At 41.4% G+C, this 20452-nt stretch carries 17 protein-coding genes and 3 pseudogenes; 5 read left to right on the forward strand and 15 right to left on the reverse strand.

Translation table 11 applies throughout. From position 1 onward, the window contains the following. Positions 1 to 26: 26 nt before the first annotated feature. The 5 genes and pseudogenes from CV014_RS25810 to CV014_RS25830 all read right to left on the reverse strand — a co-directional run bounded on the left by CV014_RS25810 (position 27) and on the right by CV014_RS25830 (position 5524). Positions 27 to 1825: pseudogene (locus CV014_RS25810) on the reverse strand (ABC transporter ATP-binding protein). 36 nt (positions 1826 to 1861) lie between these two features. Further along, on the reverse strand, positions 1862 to 2005 hold the full coding sequence (locus CV014_RS25815; protein ID WP_236144628.1) for a hypothetical protein: 144 nt from the start codon (positions 2003 to 2005) through the stop codon (positions 1862 to 1864). Positions 2006 to 2101: 96 nt separating this feature from the next. Then, positions 2102 to 2815: a rubrerythrin family protein gene (locus CV014_RS25820; protein ID WP_236144629.1), complete on the reverse strand. Its 714-nt coding sequence runs from the start codon at positions 2813 to 2815 to the stop codon at positions 2102 to 2104. A 718-nt stretch (positions 2816 to 3533) separates the two neighbouring features. Further along, the gene (locus CV014_RS25825; protein ID WP_236144643.1) at positions 3534 to 4613 is read right to left on the reverse strand and encodes an alkene reductase; all 1080 of its coding nucleotides are present in this window, start codon (positions 4611 to 4613) and stop codon (positions 3534 to 3536) included. A 170-nt stretch (positions 4614 to 4783) separates the two neighbouring features. Next, entirely contained in the window at positions 4784 to 5524 is a 741-nt protein-coding gene (locus tag CV014_RS25830; RefSeq protein WP_236144630.1) for an SDR family oxidoreductase, read from the reverse strand. A gap of 259 nt (positions 5525 to 5783) precedes the next feature. Here CV014_RS25830 and CV014_RS25835 point away from each other — a divergent pair, with 259 nt between their 5' ends. The 3 genes and pseudogenes from CV014_RS25835 to CV014_RS25845 all read left to right on the forward strand — a co-directional run bounded on the left by CV014_RS25835 (position 5784) and on the right by CV014_RS25845 (position 7144). After that, positions 5784 to 6608, forward strand: coding sequence for an Rpn family recombination-promoting nuclease/putative transposase (locus CV014_RS25835; RefSeq protein WP_236144631.1), 825 nt, complete (start codon positions 5784 to 5786; stop codon positions 6606 to 6608). Beyond that, a pseudogene (locus tag CV014_RS25840) lies at positions 6601 to 6858 on the forward strand (Rpn family recombination-promoting nuclease/putative transposase); the annotation flags it as partial. The gene CV014_RS25835 and the pseudogene CV014_RS25840, both read left to right, overlap by 8 nt. A 34-nt stretch (positions 6859 to 6892) precedes the next feature. Next, positions 6893 to 7144, forward strand: a complete 252-nt coding sequence (locus CV014_RS25845; RefSeq protein WP_236144632.1) for a hypothetical protein — start codon at positions 6893 to 6895, stop codon at positions 7142 to 7144. 81 nt (positions 7145 to 7225) lie between these two features. Here the strand turns inward: CV014_RS25845 and CV014_RS25850 are convergent, their stop codons facing one another. From CV014_RS25850 to CV014_RS25875, 6 genes are all read right to left on the reverse strand, one after another. Further along, on the reverse strand, positions 7226 to 10441 hold the full coding sequence (locus CV014_RS25850) for an efflux RND transporter permease subunit (RefSeq protein WP_236144633.1): 3216 nt from the start codon (positions 10439 to 10441) through the stop codon (positions 7226 to 7228). Next, entirely contained in the window at positions 10431 to 10574 is a 144-nt protein-coding gene (locus tag CV014_RS25855; protein WP_236144634.1) for a hypothetical protein, read from the reverse strand. Before CV014_RS25855 ends, CV014_RS25850 begins: the two co-directional genes overlap by 11 nt. Positions 10575 to 10585: 11 nt before the next feature. Further along, the gene (locus CV014_RS25860; RefSeq protein WP_236144635.1) at positions 10586 to 11905 is read right to left on the reverse strand and encodes an efflux RND transporter periplasmic adaptor subunit; all 1320 of its coding nucleotides are present in this window, start codon (positions 11903 to 11905) and stop codon (positions 10586 to 10588) included. A 479-nt stretch (positions 11906 to 12384) separates the two neighbouring features. Continuing rightward, entirely contained in the window at positions 12385 to 12981 is a 597-nt protein-coding gene (locus CV014_RS25865; protein ID WP_236144636.1) for a hypothetical protein, read from the reverse strand. 150 nt (positions 12982 to 13131) lie between these two features. Beyond that, a complete protein-coding gene (locus CV014_RS25870) occupies positions 13132 to 13986 on the reverse strand; it encodes an AraC family transcriptional regulator (protein ID WP_236144637.1) in 855 nt (284 codons plus the stop codon). 387 nt (positions 13987 to 14373) lie between these two features. Then, entirely contained in the window at positions 14374 to 15417 is a 1044-nt protein-coding gene (locus CV014_RS25875; RefSeq protein ID WP_236144638.1) for an NAD-dependent epimerase/dehydratase family protein, read from the reverse strand. A gap of 39 nt (positions 15418 to 15456) precedes the next feature. On the opposite strand from CV014_RS25875, the gene CV014_RS25880 reads away from it, so the two are divergent. After that, positions 15457 to 15915 carry a MerR family transcriptional regulator gene (locus CV014_RS25880; RefSeq protein WP_236144639.1) on the forward strand — a complete coding sequence of 153 codons (459 nt, stop codon included), beginning with the start codon at positions 15457 to 15459 and terminating at the stop codon, positions 15913 to 15915. 126 nt (positions 15916 to 16041) lie between these two features. Here the strand turns inward: CV014_RS25880 and CV014_RS25885 are convergent, their stop codons facing one another. From CV014_RS25885 to CV014_RS25895, 3 genes are all read right to left on the reverse strand, one after another. Continuing rightward, complete coding sequence (locus tag CV014_RS25885) at positions 16042 to 16758, reverse strand: pirin family protein (protein ID WP_236144640.1); 717 nt, start codon at positions 16756 to 16758, stop codon at positions 16042 to 16044. Positions 16759 to 16981: 223 nt separating this feature from the next. Beyond that, positions 16982 to 17548, reverse strand: coding sequence for a DNA starvation/stationary phase protection protein Dps (gene dps, locus CV014_RS25890; RefSeq protein ID WP_236144641.1), 567 nt, complete (start codon positions 17546 to 17548; stop codon positions 16982 to 16984). A 531-nt stretch (positions 17549 to 18079) separates the two neighbouring features. Then, the gene (locus CV014_RS25895) at positions 18080 to 18997 is read right to left on the reverse strand and encodes an AraC family transcriptional regulator (protein WP_329608450.1); all 918 of its coding nucleotides are present in this window, start codon (positions 18995 to 18997) and stop codon (positions 18080 to 18082) included. 201 nt (positions 18998 to 19198) lie between these two features. Here CV014_RS25895 and CV014_RS25900 point away from each other — a divergent pair. Continuing rightward, a pseudogene (locus CV014_RS25900) lies at positions 19199 to 19590 on the forward strand (thiol-disulfide oxidoreductase DCC family protein). Between the two features lie 104 nt (positions 19591 to 19694). Here CV014_RS25900 and CV014_RS25905 read toward each other — a convergent pair. Beyond that, positions 19695 to 20123, reverse strand: a complete 429-nt coding sequence (locus CV014_RS25905) for a hypothetical protein (protein WP_236144642.1) — start codon at positions 20121 to 20123, stop codon at positions 19695 to 19697. Positions 20124 to 20452: the final 329 nt, after the last annotated feature.

The following is a 20452-nucleotide window of genomic DNA, read 5'->3' on the forward strand; positions in this document are numbered from 1 at the left end:
ACTCATTACTCAGCACTATTACTCCATTACTTATTACTTATCATATTACTCATTACCCCCACGCCTTGTTTCTTCACTTGAGATTCTAAAATCGCTCCATAAAGTGGGCTGGTTTGCATTAATTCTTCGTGTGTGCCTTGGGCTACTAATTTTCCTTTGTCTATGAGAAAAATTCGGTCAGCGTTTTTGACGGTGCTAATGCGTTGGGCGACAACAAAAGTTACACAGGCTTTGCGACGCATCATCTCATCTAATGCGGCTTGGATTTCGCTGGCAGTTTTGGCATCAACCGCAGAGGTACTATCATCCAAATGAGATACTGTAGTCGGTAAGTAAAGTCCGCGCGATCGCAATCCGTTGTTTTTGTCCACCAGATAACCCACGCTTTTTCACCCACAATTGTCTCGTAACCATCTGGCAAACTGCTAATGAAATCATGAATTTGGGCAGTTTTGGCTACCTCAATGACTGCCTCTAATGGTGCATTAGGTTTGGCATAGGCGATATTTTCGCGAATTGTACCCGCAAATAATGTACTTTCTTGAAATACAATGCCAATGTGGTTTCTCAAGCTTTTGAGGGTAAAATTTCTGACATCTCTACCATCAATACGAATCGCACCCTTGGTGACATCATAAAAGCGGGGAATCAGGTTCATAACCGTACTTTTGCCGGAACCTGTCATTCCTAAAACGGCAATTAGCTCTTTAGGTTTAGTTTCAAAAGATACATTCTTTAAAGTTTCTGTGGCTGCACCAGGATAGCGAAAAGAGACGTTTTCAAAGGTGACTCTACCGCCACAGGTATCAAAGGCGATCGCATCTGGGCGATCGTTAATCTCGATTGTAGCGTCTACTACTTCGTAAACTCTGGTAGCGGAAGCAGCAGCTTGAGCGATCGCAGGTGCAGCAAAGCAATCAGCAAAATGGGCTGAAAAGCAACACTAAGTAGGAGTTAAACGCCACTAGTTCGCCAATGGAAAATCGATTACCAATAACTTGCGCCCCACCATAACCAAACACCGCCAGCGTCACTAAATTACTCAAAAGAAAGATAAACGGAAATGTATTGCGAATGGCGCGGATAGTCTTCATGTTGGCAGAGACTAATTCATCATTGAGCCTGGTATAACGGGATTTTTCCGCCGACTCCCGCACAAAGGCTTTAACGACTCTAATCCCAATCAGGTTCTCTTGTAATACAGCATTGAGACTACCTAGCTGTTCCTGGATCTGTCCGAACAATTTATCATTACCGATGACAAATCGCGCCATTAACCAAGAAGCTACCGGTACTACTGTCAGGGAAATTAAAGCTAATTCCAATTCATCAGCAGCAAAAGTACCGCCACCACCACCAATGTTACAACTCCAGCTATGACTTGAATCAAACTAGTCCCGATAAATGTACGGACGAGTTCGATATCACTGGTAACGCGAGTTAATAGTTGTGATGTCTGGGACTGATCATGATAACTAAAACTCAGATTTTGAATTTTGCTGAAAATTTTATTGCGTAAGTCATAGGCGACACCTTGAGATACGGCTTCTGCTAAATAACTTTCACCAAAACTAAATACACCACGCGCGATCGCTGCCACTACCATCCATGCAGCACTATATAAAACTATCTGTAAATCTCGCTTGGCAATTCCCTCATCTATTCCCCAGCGAAATAGTTGCGGAGTTACCGCATAAACAACTGTTAAAAGTAATAAACTTAGCAAAGCCCCCAGAGAAATCAATCCATAATTTCTCAAACTCCCCAAAACACGCCAGATTGCTTGATTTGAGGAATTTTCCTGGGGCGGTGATGGTGCAATCACTGGAATTTCTCCCTGATCTGCTGTGAAAATTTTGTCTTAAGAACGAGTATGAAAGCTTACAAGCGAATAGGCAATATGTAATAGGGAATAATCCTTGATGAGTAGTGAGTGGTGAGTGCTGTTAGCGGTAGCGGGGCGTTTAGCCGGTGCTAAGTGAGGAGTGGGAAGTGTAATAGTCATTAGTTATCCTTTTTCTCCCCCTGCTCCCCCTGCTTCCCCTGCTTCCCCTGCTTTCTCGACCTTGTCCCCAGTCCCCAGTCCCCAATACCTCACCCTCTAAGCGGCCGTTTTTTCCTCAAAGGGAATAAATGTCTTTTTGGTAGCACCACAAATTGGACATTGCCAATCATCGGGAATCGCTTCAAAGGGTGTACCTGGGGCAATTCCAGAGTCAGGATCACCAGTTACAGGATCGTAAATCATGCTGCATTGTCTGCAAATCCATTTACGGGTGTTGGGATCATCACTGGCTACTCTAGTTACAGGTTGTCCACCGTTAATCACTTCTAAAGCTTCAGTGTAGCGATCGGCGTGGTAATTTTCGATGAATTTCAATAAGCCAAAACGGTGGGCGGCGGCGCGGAAAGTATCAGCGTGTTCGCCAGATTCCTGTGCTTGCTTAAGAAATTCTTCGGCGGCGGGATTATCGCGATCGCGTTGGGCTGCGGCGGCAAAATCAGGATACATGGTAGTGTATTCGTAAGTTTCGCCCTCAATGGCTAAAGATAAGCAACGAGAAACAATTTCCCGCTTTTGTTCATCAGTCAAAGCTGCTGGATCTTCCACCACTAATTCTGGGTGTAACAATTCAAAATGAGCAAAGGCGTGTTCAGTTTCCTGTTCTGCGGTTTCACGAAATAGTTTGGCTAAATCTTTAAAACCCAGTTTACGCGCTACTTCGGCAAAAAACAGATATTTCCGGTTTGCCATTGATTCGCCACCAAAAGCAGCTTCTAGATTTTGCAGAGTAGTAAAGTTTGAAAGATCCATAATTTTTAGATACCTGAAAAGTAATATCTATGGGTAAAGTCTGGACTCAAAAATTGAGTGTATGAACTAACAATTGTATAACTTACAACTTTTTATCCAAATTTTTCAGTCCATCTTTATTTACCTGTTTTGTAAACCGCGACAGGAAAATTGCTGTATCAGTATGAGAGAGCATGGATAAGAGGCAGGGGGCAGGGGGCAGAGGAGAGGTTAGACTGTTGACTCTGTGGCTTTTTAAGCCCCTTGCGAATTGGTATTAAGTCTAGTTATTAGTTTTCTAGTCAAATATAACCTGTTCTATTTAGGTAAATCACTCCCAAAACAAATGCACCTAACGAGTAGGTGCAATGATTAGGCAATTATGGAATTAATACTACTATGTAAAACCAAGTAAGTAATAACTCAGGAGATAACTGAGTTTATCTGAATCCTCAAGAAAATATTTCAGTAAATTTACTGATTTTTGCGTTAAATACTTTAAAAAAACTAATCATAAGTGTTTTTACCATTAGCAAATTTTCTTAAGTAATAAATCTTAAATTTTTGTTGTATCAATAAGAATCTCTTTTCAAGAAAAAACCTCTCTTGAGCAAGAAAGGTTTTTGACGATTGATTTAACACAAAAGGACTAAAGTCCCTACTACGAACTGAATCCTAGTATTTTTACTTTACTTAACATAGTTTGGTTTTTTCAAGTTGTTCTACTTGGTCGTGCTATTCACTTACTCTCAGCTAAAAAGGGATAATCTGTATATCCTGTGGCTTCTGCTCCGTAGAATGTTCTGGGATCTGGGGTGTTTAATTCGGCGTTAAGTTTGAATCTTTGGGGTAAGTCGGGGTTAGCAATAAACAATTTGCCAAACGATACTAAATCTGCATCGTTTTTGCTGAGAATGTTGTCTGCGGTTTCGTGATCATAACCACCGTTGGTAATTAATGTGCCTTGGAAGATTTGACGGAAATGGGGCGTGACGGGATTTATCACTTCATGAGTTGATAAATCTACTTCGTTGGGTTCCATCATGTGGACATAGGCTAAATCGAACGGATTAAGGGCTTTCACTACATAAGTAAATGTTTCTTTGGGGTTGGAGTCATACATCCCGTAGAAAGTGTTACTGGGTGAAAGTTTAATCCCGACTCTACCGCCTCCTACAACACTGCTAACCGCTTCTACTACTTCTAATACAAAGCGGCTACGATTTTCTACTGAGCCGCCATATTCATCTGTACGCTGGTTTGAACCATCTTGGATAAATTGATCGATTAAATAGCCGAATGCACCGTGTAATTCTACACCATCAAAGCCAGCAGCTAAAGCATTGACTGCACCCTGACGGAATTGTTCGACGATGTCGGCAATTTCTGGAATTTCTAAAGGGCGGGGAGTTTCTAAAGCAACTTTACCGACTGGTGTGTGCAGTGAACCTACTCCAGCGATCGCACTTGGTGCTACCGGTAATTCTCCACCTAATAAAGCAGGATGACCAACTCTTCCAGAATGCCACAGTTGCACAAAGATGCGTCCCCCTTGTTCATGAACTGCATCTGTTACTAACCGCCATCCGTCAATTTGTGCGTCTGTATAAATCCCTGGACAGTTGATATAGCCTAAACTTAAGGGTGAAATGGCTGTACATTCCGTCACAATCAATCCTGCACTGGCTCTTTGAGCATAATATTTTGCCATCAGTGCATTTGGGATGTTGTCTATTGCTCGTAAGCGTGTCATGGGAGCCATAACAATCCGATTAGGTAGAGTGTATGACCCTAGTTGAACTGGTTTAAATAGGTTCATGGTTTGGGGAATTGGGAATTGGGCATTGAAACTTGAAGTTTCTCGTTGCAAACATGAATGTTCTTGTTCTTAACTCGAATTTTCTGGTTTCAAACAAAAATAATCTTGTTTAAAACGAAAATATTTTTGTTCTTACCTTTAATAGACGTAAATCAAAGTTCTTGCTTAGTTTAGATAATCCCACCGTTGACGCGAATGTTTTGAGCAGTTATCCATCTAGCTGCATCACTTGCTAAAAAGGCTACGACATCGGCTATTTCTTGAGCATCGCCCAATTTACCAAAAACAGCCATTTGAGATAAACGGTTGATTTGTTCTTCCGTTTTGCCGTCTAAAAACAATTCTGTAGCTGTGGGGCCTGGTGATACTACGTTCACGGCGATATTTTTCGCGCCTAACTCTTTTGCTAATACTCGTGATATCTGTTCGACTGCACCTTTGGTTGCTACATACGCGCTATAAGTAGGTAACATCAAGGCTGTAGTAGATGAGGAAAAGTTAATAATTCTTCCCCCTTCTGTCATATGGCGTGCAGCTTGCTGACAGGCGAAAAAAGTACCTTTGACATTGACTGCATAAATTTTGTCAAAGTCTGCTTCTGTAATTTCTGTGATGGGTTTATAAATGATTGTGCCGGCATTGTTGACTAAAATATCAACTTTGCCAAATTGAGACATAGTTTCTGTAAATAATCTCTCAATATCAGCTACTTTGCTGACATCTGCTTGCACTGCGATCGCCTTAACTCCCATTTTGTCGATTTCTGTGACGACTTCTTGGGCTTTATCGGCTCTGCCTGCATAGTTTACTACTACGGATGCGCCTTGACTAGCTAAAGTCAGTGCGATCGCTCGTCCAATTCCCCGTGATGCACCTGTTACAATTGCAACTTTCCCAGCTAAACCTGTCATGTTGCTTTGCTCCGCATTCAAAATTCAACATTAACAATAGCCCTAAATAAATTTAAAAGCTTGTCTGTTTTTGACAAACCCCAACAGGGCGGGAATAGGAACAGTGAAAGAATGAACGTTAGTAATGTAGGGTGTGTGACGGCAACGATAAGATTTAAAACATCATCCATATATTCAAATTGCCGTCACGCACCTGGCAAACATAGGTAATATCAATCATGATAAAATTGCCATAGCCAAAAGCAGCTAAAACTTCTGCGTGAAAACCGACAGCATATTTTATCGCCTATTCCAACAATTCCCCAGCATTTTCTTTGAACTAATTGGCAACCCTCCCGAAACAGCCAACATCTATCGATTTGCTTCTGTTGAAATCAAACAAACAGCTTTCAGAATTGACGGTGTATTTCTCCCCAACCAAGAGCAAAAAAGCCCGATTTATTTTGTGGAAGTGCAATTTCAAGCAGATGAAGATATTTACTTGCGCCTGATTTCGGAAATTTCCTTATACTTACGCCAAAACAAACGCCAAAATCCTTGGCGGGGAGTAGTGATTTATCCTAGCAGAGATATAGATACAGCAGAGAAGGAAGATTTCTTAGAATTCTTTGAGAGTCAGCGTATCAAGATAATTTACCTAAATGAACTAGGCGAAGCTGGATCACTACCTCTAGGCATTGCTACGATAAAATTAGTAATTGAGGTGGGAGATACAGCCATTAACACGGCGAGGGAATTAATCAACCGCACCCAGCAAGCACAGAATTCGCAACTACCACAAAAACAGTTACTAGAATTAATAGAGACAATCTTAGTTTATAAATTTCCACAAATGAGTCGTCAGGAGATAGAAGCAATGTTTGGTTTAAGTGAGTTAAAACAAACACGGGTTTATCAGGAAGCTTTAGAAGAAGGTGAACGAAAAGGTGAACAAAAAGGTGAACAAAAAGGTGAACAAAAAGGACGTATACAAGCAAAATTAGAAGCTGTACCTAAACTGTTAGCACTGGGTTTAACTGTAGAACAGATAGCACAGGCATTAGACTTAGATGTTATACAAGTCCAGCAAGTAGCAGGTTTATAAATTTCCGCAAATGAGTTGCCAGGAGATAAAAGCAATGTTTGGTTTAAGTGAGTTAAAACAAACACGGGTTTATCAGGAAGCTTTAGAAGAAGGTGAACGAAAAGGTGAACAAAAAGGTGAACAAAAAGGACGTATACAAGCAAAATTAGAAGCTGTACCTAAACTGTTAGCACTGGGTTTAACTGTAGAACAGATAGCACAGGCATTAGACTTAGATGTTACACAAGTCCAGCAAGTAGCAGGTTTATAAATTTCCGCAAATGAGTTGCCAGGAGATAAAAGCAATGTTTGGTTTAAGTGAGTTAAAGCAAACGCGGGTTTATCAAGAAGGCAAACTAGAAGGGCAACTAGAAGGTAAACTAGAGGGCAAACTAGAAGGTAAACAGGAAGCCAAATTAGAAGCTATTCCTAAATTGTTAGCACTGGGTTTAACTGTAGAACAGATAGCACAGGCGTTAGACTTAGATGTCGCACAAGTCCGACTAATAGCACAGCAAGAATCTCTGAATCCTAACTTAGATTCAAAACATCACTAATAAATTCAAATTGCCGTTACGCACCAAGCAAACATATTTACAGAAGATTAATACCATTTCACGAAATTAATAAATAAATCACTATTCTTGCTCCCTACGCTTGCTATCTGTATCAATCTTAAAGTTGAACGGTATAAAGGAGGGAATTTTGTCTTCTTGACTAGAACCCGTGAGGGGAGGCTGATGACGGGGTTTGATGCGATCGCGCATTTTACTAATCACTATATATAGTATTGGCACGACAAACAAACTTAAGAACGTTGCCACGAACATTCCGCCAAATACGGCTGTCCCCAAGGATTGACGGCTGGCTGCACCTGCACCAACGGCAATTAATAGGGGAAAAATCCCCAACAATGTAGATAATGCTGTCATCAAAATCGGGCGGAGGCGTTCTTGTGATGCTTGGATGGCGGCTTTAGTGATGGGTAAGCCTTGATCACGCAGTTGGTTAGCAAATTCCACAATCAAAATTGCGTTTTTACTGGCTAAACCAATCAGCATGACTAATCCCACCTGACAAAAGACATCGTTACTTAAACCCCGCAATGATTGGGCTATTAATGCTCCCAAAATTGCTAAAGGGACGGACAGCATAATAATTACGGGGTCTACATAGTTTTCGTATTGGGCGGCTAGTACCAAAAATACAAAGACTAATCCCAGACCAAAAATTAGCGGTGCTTGTCCTCCAGAAGTTTGTTCTTCGGTGGTGATTCCTGACCATTCGTAGCCCATGCTGGCTGGGAGGATGGTTTGGGCTAAGTTTTCCATTGCGGCGATCGCTTGTCCAGAACTGAAGCCAGGTGCAGCACTGCCGTTGATTTCTATCGACCGGAACAGGTTATAGTGGTTGATAGTTTGCGCTCCGGTTGTAGGTGTTAACTTAACTAAGTTACTCAAGGGAATCATTTTCCCAGTTTCGGAACGCACATATAACTTACCGATATCTCCAGGTTCAGAACGAAACTTGGCATCAGCTTGCACATATACCCGATAGGTGCGCGATAGAAAATTAAAGTCGTTGACGTATTGTGAACCCATATAACTTTGCAGGGTTTTAAATACATCATCTACGGGGACTTGTAAAACTTTAGCTTTGTTGCGGTCTACGGTGATTAACATCTGGGGTGTGTTGGCGTTAAAGGTACTAAACACACCTTGTAATCCAGGGGTTTGATTACCTTGGGCGATGATTTTTCCCATCACTTCCACCATGGTGTTTAAGTCAGTAGTTCCTGATCTATCTTGCAGTTGGAATTGGAAACCACCGAAATTTCCCAAGCCGTCAATTGAAGGTGGGTTGACAGGAAAAATCTGTGCTTCAGGAATATTTGATAATACTCCCTGCAACTTGTTAATAATGGCGTTGGCTGACTGTCCTGATTGTCGGCGTTCATCCCAAGGTTTAAGAGTGGTAAAAATTACACCACTATTAGCAGTATTACCGCTAAAACTAAAACCACCGAGCGCGAAAGTACCAGTTACTTCCGGTAACTTCAGGATTTCCGTTTCTACCTCGGTCATGACTTTGCTAGTGTAATTGAGAGAAACCCCCTCTGGTGCTTGAATAATGGTGATGAAATAACCTTGGTCTTCATCGGGGATAAAGGCTGTGGGAACGGTGACATATAGCCAACCTGTGAATACTAAGGAGGCGACAAATAGACCAATCACGATCGCTCTTACACGGTATAAAAAATGCAGCGATCGCTCATACTGCCTCTGCATTGCCTCTAAAAACCAGTTAATGCGTCCAAAAAACCAGCCAAATATCCCCCGTGGTTTGGGTTTGGGGCGGAGTAATAAAGCTGATAATGTGGGGGTAAGTGTAATTGCTAAAAAGGTGGAAATGGCAATAGAAAAGGCAATAGTTAAGGCAAATTGCCGATAGATTTGACCTGTTGCACCAGGGAAAAAAGCTACTGGTACAAATACTGCCATTAATACTAAGGATGTCGCAATTACTGCCCCGAATAACTCCCGCATGGTACTAGACGCAGCTTGACGGGGTGACATTCCCTCATCTTGAATCTGGCGGGAGACATTTTCGACCACGATAATGGCATCATCTACTACCATCCCTGTAGCGAGAGTCATCCCAAACAGGGTCAAGGTATTGATAGAAAAGCCAAAAACTTTAATAAATGCGAAAGTCCCAATCAGCGACAGAGGAATAGTAATGACGGGAATCAGGGTAGTGCGCCAATCTTGGAGGAAGAGAAATATGACTAAAACAACCAGGGCGATCGCTTGTAGGAGAGTAATTACTACTTCTACTAAAGATGCTTCTACAAAGTCAGTGGTATCAAAAGCCACTTGATATTCCATCCCTGGGGGAAAACTTTTCGCCAAGCGTGCCATTTCCAAGCGCACAGCTTTAGCGACTGCTATGGCATTACTTCCAGGTAAAGGAAATATGCCAATTCCTACGCCGTCTTTGCCCCGAAAACGCAGGAAAGAATTATAGTTTTCTGCTCCTAATTCTGCCCGGCCGATATCCTTGAAGGTAATCAGTGAACCATCTGCACCCGTTTTCAGGACAATATTTTCAAATTCCGAGACATCAGTTAATCTACTGACTGCCGTTAAATCAATTTGATACATCAAATCAGACGGAACTGGTGGCTGGCCAATTTGTCCTGCACCGATTTGAATATTTTGTTCATCTAGGGCATCAATTACATCTTGGGCTGTCAAATTGCGACTAGCCAAGCGATTAGGATCAAGCCAGAGACGCATTGCATAACGACGTTCGCCAAAAATCTGCGCCTCACTGACACCATCAATTCTTTTGAGGGCATCAACTAAATATAAATCAGCGTAGTTACTTAAAAATATATTGTCGTATTCTTGGCGATCGCTATACAAACCCATTGCCAGCAACAGATTATTAGATTGTTTCTTCACAGTCACCCCAGTACGCTGCACTGCTTCCGGTAACTGTGATTGTGCTAGAGAGATACGATTCTGCACATCAACAGCCGCAATATCTTTATCCCGTGATGCGTCAAAGGTGACAGTAATCGTACTAGTTCCGTCATTACTACTGCTAGAAGTTATATACTTCATGCCTTGCACCCCATTGATTTGGCGTTCCAAGACACTAGTCACCGTCTTTTCTACAACTTCTGCACTTGCCCCAGTGTAGTTAGCATTAACAATAATTTGTGTAGGACTAATTTCGGGATATCTATCAGTCGGTAGCGTCGGGATACTAATTGCACCCACCAAAAAAATGATAATGGCGCAGACGCTGGTAAATACTGGTCGTTTAATAAAAAAGTTAACAAACATATATTAGGGAATGGGGCATTGGGAATGGGGAATGGGGCATGGGGCATGGGGAATGGGGCATAGGGTATGGGGGATTTAGGTAAAATCTACCTTGTCTACCTTGTCTACCTTGTCTCCAATTCCCAATGCCCAATTCCCAATTCCCTAAAAAGAATCCGGCACAATTGGCGCGCCGTCTTGAAGATTGAGCAGGCCTGAAACGATGATTTTATCTTGTGGTTGTAACCCTGAAAGGACTTGATAGTTATTGCGACGAATATCGCCCAGTTGCACACGTTTTTGACGGGCGACTAATTGCGATCCTCCTTGGGGTGATGTTTCTGTCTGAGCGACATAGACGAAGGTATTACCAGCAATGCGTGATATGGCTGTTGTGGGAATTAATACCCCTGGACGTTGACTCCAAATTACTCTAGCTCTGATTAGTTGGTCGGCTCTGAGTTGATTATTAGAGTTAGGGTAGATGGCTTTAATGAGGACGGTTTGGGTGTCGTTGGTGGCGTTAGGCGCAATGAAAAATACTCTGCTTGTACCCAAAACTTGACCTTGGGGATTCATAATCTCTACAGGCATTCCCTTACGCAGTTGGGAGGCTCGTTCCAAGGGAACGGAGACGTTAACTTCTAAAGGTTGGTTTTGGGTGATGGTGGCTAATTGTGTAGATGTGGTGACGAAATCACCTAGTTTCACGGGAATATTCCCTACAGTCCCCGAAAAGGGGGCAGTAATTCTGTAATATTGCAGTTGGAATTGTTGCTGGGCTGTATTTGTCTGTGCTTGTTGCCAGGTTTTTTGGGCTTGGGCGATGCTGGCTTTTTGGGCTTGAATTCTCGATTCTAAGGCTCTGAGATTAGCTTGGGCTATTGACAGTTTGTTGGCTGCTTGGTCTTTAGTTTGTCGGGAAACTGCCCCTTGGGTTGCTAAAGTTGAGTATCTTTGATAATCCTGCTGACTTAAGCGTAAATCAGCTAAATTAGATAATCTTTCGGCTTCTAGGGATCTGAGGGTAGCATAAGCATTTTCTAACTGCGCTCTAGCTGCATCGGCGGCGGCATCGTTCCCCAGTAGTGCGGCTTGTTGCTGTCTGGGGTCGATTTGCATTACGGCTGCACCGGCGGCGATCGCATCTCCTGATCTGACGTATATTTGGGTAACTTGCCCCTGAATTCTCGGTTGCAGCTTTACGGATAGCCGGGATTCTAAGCTAGCGACAAAATCCGTACTGTCTTCAATTGTGCCTACTTGGACTGGTGAAACTTTAACTCTTACCCCTGATGGTTGAGCATTAGCAGCTGGTGCTGGATTTACGGGAGTCAATAATCGCCAAACTACGGCTGTTCCACCAACCAACAGCAACATACCAGCTATTAATAACCGCAATCCCCGGCGGTTTTCTGGGGGTGGATCATAGGATGATTGGGGAAAATTGTCTGGAGAATTAGTTTGAGATTCAGGGGATGACATAGCTAAGAGCAAACCTACAAAACAAGTTGACTAGAATTGAATCCACAAAAGAAAGTTGGTAATTGATTTTACAGATTTAGCATGAAGATTTTTGCTCCATTTTGTGCTATTTGACCCAAATATACTTTCTTCTGGTGATTCCCTAATCTACCTAAAGGTGAATGATAAATGATAGTTTACAGTCAAGCGATCGCTATGTCTCAATCTTTTTGGCGGAAAATCGTCTAATTTTACGATTGATATCTTTACTTGATTTAATACTGAAAAAAGAATAAATTTTTTCTCAAAAATTCAAAAAAATGTTCATGATTAACAGCAGAACAAAACAATAAGTAGTAAAGAGCAAACGTAGAGGTATTTTAGCCAACATCTCTACACATTTTCTATTTCCTTTGCGGTTAAGCTGTGAGCAAATATGATGTTAATAACTATATTTTCTCTGGCAAAATATAAATTTACAAACCCCGCCGCCATTAATGTTAACTAGCTAATTTTTTGTGTTTGTTCACAGGTAAAAAACGCAGCAACATAGCTAACACTAGTAAGCTGAAAAACGGTAAATAAATCAACAGTGATTGGGTCAGTTTTAGACCAAATTCTACAGTAAAAGCCAACCAAAAATAGTACATTCCTGTAGTGTGTAAAATCTGCCAAACACGTTGACTTAATAGATTAGCCAAAGGACGAAAGGAAGTGAGAGTCATTGCCACTAGGAAAACATAACCTAAAATTGCTGGTAAGCCAAACTGAGGACTACGGCCAGATGTCACAAACCACAAACCAGTCCAGGCGATCGCGTGGTATGTGTGCGATACTGCCATTGCAAGACCAAAGTAGCGGCGATTTTTCAACAGCCAAGCTGTATAAGTATTTGACCAAATTCTACGTAAAGCAGTAGCCACAAAAGCTGCGACAAATAAGATACAGGAAGTACGCGCAGTTGCTCGAATCGCCATCCGCATTCCCGCCTCATCAATACCCTGGAATAGAAAAATCACAGTCATAATCGAGCCAACTGCCAGGGTAGTGAAGCCAACAATATTCCATCCTTGCCAAGAAAATTTAGTACCTGTCATAATTTTGCGAAATTTTTGACGATAGGTACTGAGTTTAGCGATCGCTGACTGTTGCTGTCTTGCCTATCCTACCGAAAAATGTTCTAATCTTCCGAATCACGATATCAAAGCATAGTTAAACTTCATTTTCCCCTTGTTCCCTACCTCTAATCAAAGCCTATCTCTATAGGCTTTTGGTGTTGTAGCGGTATGTTGACGAAATACTCTAGTGAAATGGCTTTGATTTTGAAAGCCTACTTGCTGACAAATTTCTACCAAAGATAACTCATGTTTTCGTAGTAACTGTTTAGCCCTTTCAATCCGGCATTTTGTCACATATTGATGTGGTGTCATCCCTGTAGATTGTTTAAATAAACTCGCAAAATAATGAGAACTCATGTAAACTGAAGTAGCAATTGCATCCAGGGTTAAATTTTGGTCTAAATGTTCATGGATATAGTCAATTGCAGCTTTTAATTTATACTTAGGCAAGCCATTAATACAGCTTTGGTTTTGCGGTTTGTGTGATGCGTATCGCCGCAATAAATGTGCAGAAAGTGCCGTAGACATTGAATCTGCATAAAGTTTACTGTCAGCTTTCCCTATTTCTAACTCAGTTTTCAGTGCCATTCCCATCTGCTGAATTAAGGGATCACGTAACTGTAACTGCGGTACAAGTTCAATTTTGTCTACATCGATATATTCACAAACAGCACGAGCTAAAGTTTCTGGCTCTAAGAATAATTCAATTAATCCCACTTCTGATTCAACTTGCGCTCTCGGAAGGAGTTGATTTGCAGGAAAAATCATCATATCCCCAGCAGTATAGTCAATATATTGCCACCTGCCATTTAACAGCCATCCTACGCGCACATTATCTTGGCAGATCACAATAAAATGCTGATGCAAATTAATTTCCGGCATTTCATCGGCTGGTTCAAGCTCATAAATGAGGTGCAAACCGTCCCATCCGGCTGCATCACTGGAAAGCAGATGTAAATGCTGGGGAATTTCTGGTGCAGACACCGTTACTCTTGAGTTTAGTTGACTGTTTCTAATTTACCAGAGAACACAACTCAGCATGAGTCTAGGCTGTTGACTCTGTGGCTTTTTAAGAGGTCAAAATTCATACACAATTTATGTTCTGTCATTGCGTTCGCGAAGTGTCTCGTAAAGAGCGAAGCGTTCACGTTCGCGTAGTGTGTCGCAGACAAGTGTTCCCGCATGGTAGCAATCCCAGAGACTTTGCGATTGCTTCGCTTCTCCTGATGGAGACGCTAACGCGAACGCTCGCAATGACACCAGAGAGATTTTGCTCTGACACAAAAATAGTATGAACTAAAAAACCCCAAATTCCATCAAAGTCAACAGCCTTGCATGAGTCTAACCCTCTTCACTTCGGCAGGCTATAGTTTATATCTTCCCACAGAGATTATTTATAAAATTTGCCAATTCGGCTAACCCAAGATCACGACTCACAATAGGAGCATAATCAAGTTCTAAGCGTGCTTTATTATCACTAAATGTCAATTCCTGACCGATTAACCTAATCATTGTACGAGTAATCGGCGGCACATCTTGGCGTTGCGTGATTGTCCAAATTGTTTCCACCAATAGGGCGATATTCCAAGCCAGCCATCTAGGGATACTCAAGTTAGTTGGTTTGACTCCAGCAATTTGTAGTAACGTCGTCAACCATGTACGAAACTGCACCACATCTCCATCACTCAGAAAGTAGGATTGTCCGCCGGGACTCCGTTTGGCTGCTAAAATTGCCCCATGACAGACATTGGCAACATGAGTTGTCATATAAGGATAATTGCCCTGATCAATCCAGACAAATTGTCGAGTTTTGACTGCTTTTACTAATTGAGGTAAAGCATGGTCGCCGTTTCCCCAAATCCAAGAGGGACGAACCACAGAGGTTCTAAATCCCGGCCGATTGGCTGCAATGACTTTTTGTTCAGCAATACTTTTTGTAGCAATGTAAGGCGAAAATTGAGGTTGCTGGAGAGGGTATGATTCGTCAACTTGAGATAGAGGTTGGCTATTGAAAACAGCAGCCGATGCACCAATTTGAACAAAGCAAGGAACATTCGCCGCTTGTGCAGCCGCTAACGCACACTCAGTTCCTACAACATTGGTTTTGTAGAAATCTTCGTATTTCCCCCAACTGCTTAAATAGCCTGCAATATGAAATACAACATCGCAACCTTGCATTCCTTGAATCATTGCTTGTTGATTGAGCAGATCACCTAGCACAGCTCTAGCTCCTAATTGAGTCACCTGTTTTGCTGTTTGCTCCGATCGCGCCAAAACTACAACTTCATCTCCTCGATTACGCAGCATTGTAATCATACAGCGACCAACAAACCCAGAACCACCTGTAACAAAAGCTTTCATTAGACTCTCCTCCAACTTTTTCCCAGCATGATGTTGTTGATGAGCGATCGCCATACTTTTTTAGGAAGCAAGGCGTGTAAACCAAAATAAGCTATGGACTATACTCCACAGTCAAGAGAGTTTGATAAGATTGAGGTTGTTTTGATGTTAATTGGTGAATTATCCAAGAGAACGGGATTATCAAAAGACACACTACGTTTTTACGAAAAACTGGGACTAATTACAGCGCAAGTACGCCAAGCCGGAACAAGAACCTACATGGAATTTAGTCCAGAAGCACTAGAGCGAATCGTCATGATCAAACAGGGTAAATCCCTGGGGTTCACACTTAATGAAATGAAGTATCTCATAGATACTTGGGGAAGTGTTTCTATGCCGACATCTGAAAAGTTAAAAATAATTGATTCTAAACTTGAGGAAATCGCCACAAAAATTCAACAACTTAAAGAGATTCAGCAATATTTGACTACCAAGCGCAACACTGTCACCCAGAATCAAATAGAGCAGCTAAATCAAGAGTATCAAAAAAGTAGTGAAGAGAAATTACATTAAATAGTCAAAAAAATAGCATGAATAATATTCATGCTACTAAAACTATAAAATGTTAGTTATCTTGAGAATTTAGAACTCATAATTATATGACCAGTCAGAGTTCTAGAAGCCATGATGGCTTCCGCATTAAGCTAAATCGAAAAGTAAAAATTCTGTACCAATGCTAGTACCAATTTCTAACTTTTCTTCGCCATTGATTTGCACACCATCACCTGCTCTTAATTCTTCTCCATGCAAAGTTGCAACACCTTGAGCAATTTGTAACCAAGCATGACGATTTGGTTTGAGATGATAATTCACTACATCACCTGGTTCTAAAACAGAGGCGTAGATATCTACATCTTGGTGAATAGTAACAGCACCATCACGTCCATCTTTAGCCGCAACTAAACGAATTTGACCGCGTTTTTCTTCAGCAGAAAAAGCTTTTTGTTCATATCTGGGAGCTAGTCCTTGTTGATCAGGTAAAATCCAGATTTGTAAGAGGTGGAGTGGTTCAGTTTGGGAATGATTAAATTCACTGTGGTAGATACCAGTACCAGCACTCATAATTTGAACGTCACCAGGACGAATAACTGAGCCTGTACCCAAACTATCTTTGTGTTCCACTGCGCCTGATAACACATAGGTCAAGATTTCCATGTCTCGATGTCCGTGGGTAGGAAATCCTGCACCGGGTGCAATGCGGTCATCGTTAATTACTCTGAGAGAATGGAATCCTATGCGATTGGGATCGTAAAAACTGCTGAAGGAAAATGTGTGATAACTGTCGAGCCAACCAGTTTGACTACGACCGCGATCGCTGCGACCATGAATTAGGTAGTTAACGGTATTAGGAGCCATATATTTACCTCGCTTTCTACTGTTTTAATATTCCAAAATATGAATCTTTTAGATCATTTCAACTAATCTTTAACTAGTTCATTGTCTAAAGTTCTTTGCCTGAATTTGAACTATCTAAATAGTAGAATATATACCAATAAAATGAAAAGTACGCACTGAAAAGTGGCGTACTTACCAAAAGGATACTATTGGATTGGACAAGCAGAAATTCCCTTAAAAATATTTACTTCACCGCAGCTGTTTGTGGAGTTTTAGCACTAGCTGTACCATTTCCGTTTTTGATTGCTGATGCTTGCAGATGTGCTTCTAAGAACCATAACCGTTTATCAATGGTGCGGGAAACCTCTGTGTAAAGGTCAGCAGTATCAGCGTCACCTAATTCATCAGTTTTCGCGATCGCTTCTCGGATATGCTTGGCGTAGGGTGCAAAGCGGTCTGCTAAAGCTGCTACGTGTTCTTGTCCATCCAAAATATCAAAGGGATATTCTGGCAAGATGGAATTTTCAGCAGCTTTGCGAGCTGTGCCAACGGCATATCCACCCAAAGCGGTGACTCGTTCTGCCACCATATCAACAAACTCTTCTAACTCGCCTGCTAGCTCGTCAAATAATTCGTGTAACTGATAAAAATCAGTCCCTTTCACATTCCAATGAGCTTGTTTGGCTTGAGTTTTTAAGTCTAAAGTTGCTGCTAAAGTTTGGTTGAGAAGGCTGACAACTTGTTCTCTGACTTCAGCAGGAATGTCAATGCGAGTGGGGTACAAACGTGTTGATAGAGTATTTTCACTCATGATTATACTTAGTAGCTGGTCAAGGAAGAGGACAAGGGGCAGGGGGCAAAGGAGCAAGGGAAAGGATATTTCCTCTGCCTCTTACCACCTGCCTCTTCTGGTCAGAATTAACTCTACAAATACTATTGTGAATAGCAGATTTTCAGAAACGCTCTGACGATAGATAGTGCAATAAAAGCAAAAAAGCTAATGGTAGATGACTAAAACAGCTAAATGTGGTAGTTTAACGCTATTTTTGCCATTAATTTAAATATGATCGCTATCTATGATACTAAATTTACCACCAGACAGGCGATCGCCGATTGTATAATTTTGCTGCAAGTTTTGAATATTAGTGATGAGTGATGAGTGCTGAGTAATGAGTAATAAGTAATAAGTAATAAGTAATGAGTAATGAGTAATGAGTCATTAGTTTTTTTACCCTAAACCCTTACACCCCAATCCCCAGTCCCCAGCGATGCACTGAGCTTGTCGAAGTGTCCCCAGTCCCCAGTCCCCAATCCCCAGTCCCCAGTCCCCAGTCCCCAACCTTTAAATTTTGGTTTGTTCTCTGTATGCTCTGGGTGTAATACCTGTGAGTTTACGAAATACATTAGTGAAGTGACTTTGACTTTGAAAGCCAATTTGTTCACAGATTTTTTCGATGGGTTGGTTAGTCTGAATCAGAAGTTTTTTGGCTCGTTCAATTCTGCAATTCATCACATATTGATGTGGAGCTAAACCTGTTGATTGTTTGAATAAGCGCGAAAAATGATACATACTCATATCCACTATCGCGGCGATTTCTGCTAAAGCTAAATCTTGCTCTAGGTTGTCATTAATGTAAGCAATTGCTTGTTTGAGCTTCCAACTCGAAAGACCTTTATCTTTAGCGTAATAAATATTATTAGCACTCGCTACGCAATAATGTTTGAGTAAATGCACGCAGAGTGTATTTGTCAAAGATTCAATATAAATGCGGCTACTTTGATCATGAAATTCTAGTTCTGATTTGAGTGCTAGCCCAATGTGGTGAATTAATGGATCTGGTGCAGCAAAGCGTGGTTTGATGTCATATTCCTGCCAATCTCCTGTTTCAATCGCTACCCGTTTCAAAAACGCTGGTTCGATGCCAATAACTATAAACTCAGCTGGTGATTGCCAGCGTGATATGTGATTGATATGAGCAGGTATAATGGCTACATCACCATGAGCAATATTTTCTGTTTGTAAATTTCCGTCAAATACTCGTTCTGCCTTGTTGATGATAGGTTCTAGGCTGATACTAATGGCGTGTTGTTGCAGAAGGTGTTCTGGGGTTTCATGGCCAGGCTGTTGGTGAACATCAAAGCGCAACCCTTCCCATTTTTGATGGTAACTAGAAATCTGTGGCGATCGCGGTAGAATTTCACTATAGGAATCTTCTTGAGCAAAATCGACACTTACTATTTTCTTTTCTGACATCATCATCTCACCCTCTCACCCACAAGTTTTTCTGTTCTTGTTTCAAAAGCTACTCTAGAATCTCAACAACATCAAGACAATTGGTTACGGCGTGTATTTACAAGAATTTACCAATGAAGTAATACTTAATTGCATTGAATTGCATTAATTAACCATATTTTAAGATATTTTGCATAAAATTGTTAATAAGAAAGATGGTTTTTCAGAATGAATTATTACTTAATTTACGATGGTGACTGTAATCTCTGCGTTACTCTGGTACAGCTACTAGAGACTCTAGACCAAGGAAAACTGTTGCGCTACGTTCCGATGCAGGATGAACAAAGCTTAAAGCAATGGGGTATTACAGAACAAAATTGTCAACAAGGCATGATTTTAATAGATGCCAATGCACCTGAGAGACTTTGGCAAGGTAGTGATGCTGCCGAAGAGATTGGTCGCTTGTTGCCCTTGGTAGCGTCTTCGTAGACGCGTATCGAGCCTTACCCGGAGCAAAATGGGCAGGCGATCGCTTCTATGAACAAATTCGGGATAATCGTTATACTATCTTCGGTAAACGTGATAGCACATATCAATCAGTTTACTGCGTGGATTGTTAACTGGATCTGGGGATTGGGGACTGGGGACTGGGGATTAGGGACTGGGATTGGGGGCTGGGTGACAAGGTAGACAAGGGAAAAAACTAATGACTAATGACTAATGACTATTGACTCTCTGTGTTAAATACTTCTAAAATTTGCCGACACACTTGTTTTAGTTTGTCTGCAATTTCAACGGAAGGTAGTGATTCACCGACAAAATTCCACGCTTCTATCGTAGACAACCGCCAAACTTCGCCACGGTGATCAAACCCAGCTGCTTCTAAGCCAATAGCTCTTCGTGATTTCGTGATCGAGTCTTGGTGAAACCGGATTTGAATTAAAATACTGCGACTGCGCCAAGATTTACTCACACCAGGAAAATGAAACCCAATGTCTATAGAATCTGGATCAACTAATTCTCTAGTGTCTGGGTCATTTTTCCAGGGTTTTAAATCTGATTTGGCATCAGGAAACTCGAATTTGAACAAGTTAACTGCTGTAGCAATCTTGCTGGCGAGTTCAAGGTTAGTTGCCTGTTCAGCTGCATTCACGAAAAACACTCCTTGATTGGAACGGACTTAAAGGTGGGAGTGGGGGACTGGGGATTAGGGACTGGGGATTGGGGACTGGGGAGTAAAAGTTAAAGGGTCAATATCGTGATTTTGTTGACTTTTTTCTTCTGACTTCCTAGTTTTCAACCTTTGGTACCTAATTCCTAATATTAAGTAATTGTACTTAATATTTTTCTAAAAATAGCTCATCCTGAGCTTTTTGTAGGAAAGAGAATAGAGAAATATCAAAAAATTTCTACAAAATCATTTGCTGGTGGGAACGATAAATTGCCTCAGCGATATAAAATTACACTGTGAATCAGCAAAAA

The sequence above is a fragment of the Nostoc sp. CMAA1605 genome, assembly GCF_021596505.1.
Taxonomy (GTDB): Bacteria; Cyanobacteriota; Cyanobacteriia; order Cyanobacteriales; family Nostocaceae; genus Trichormus.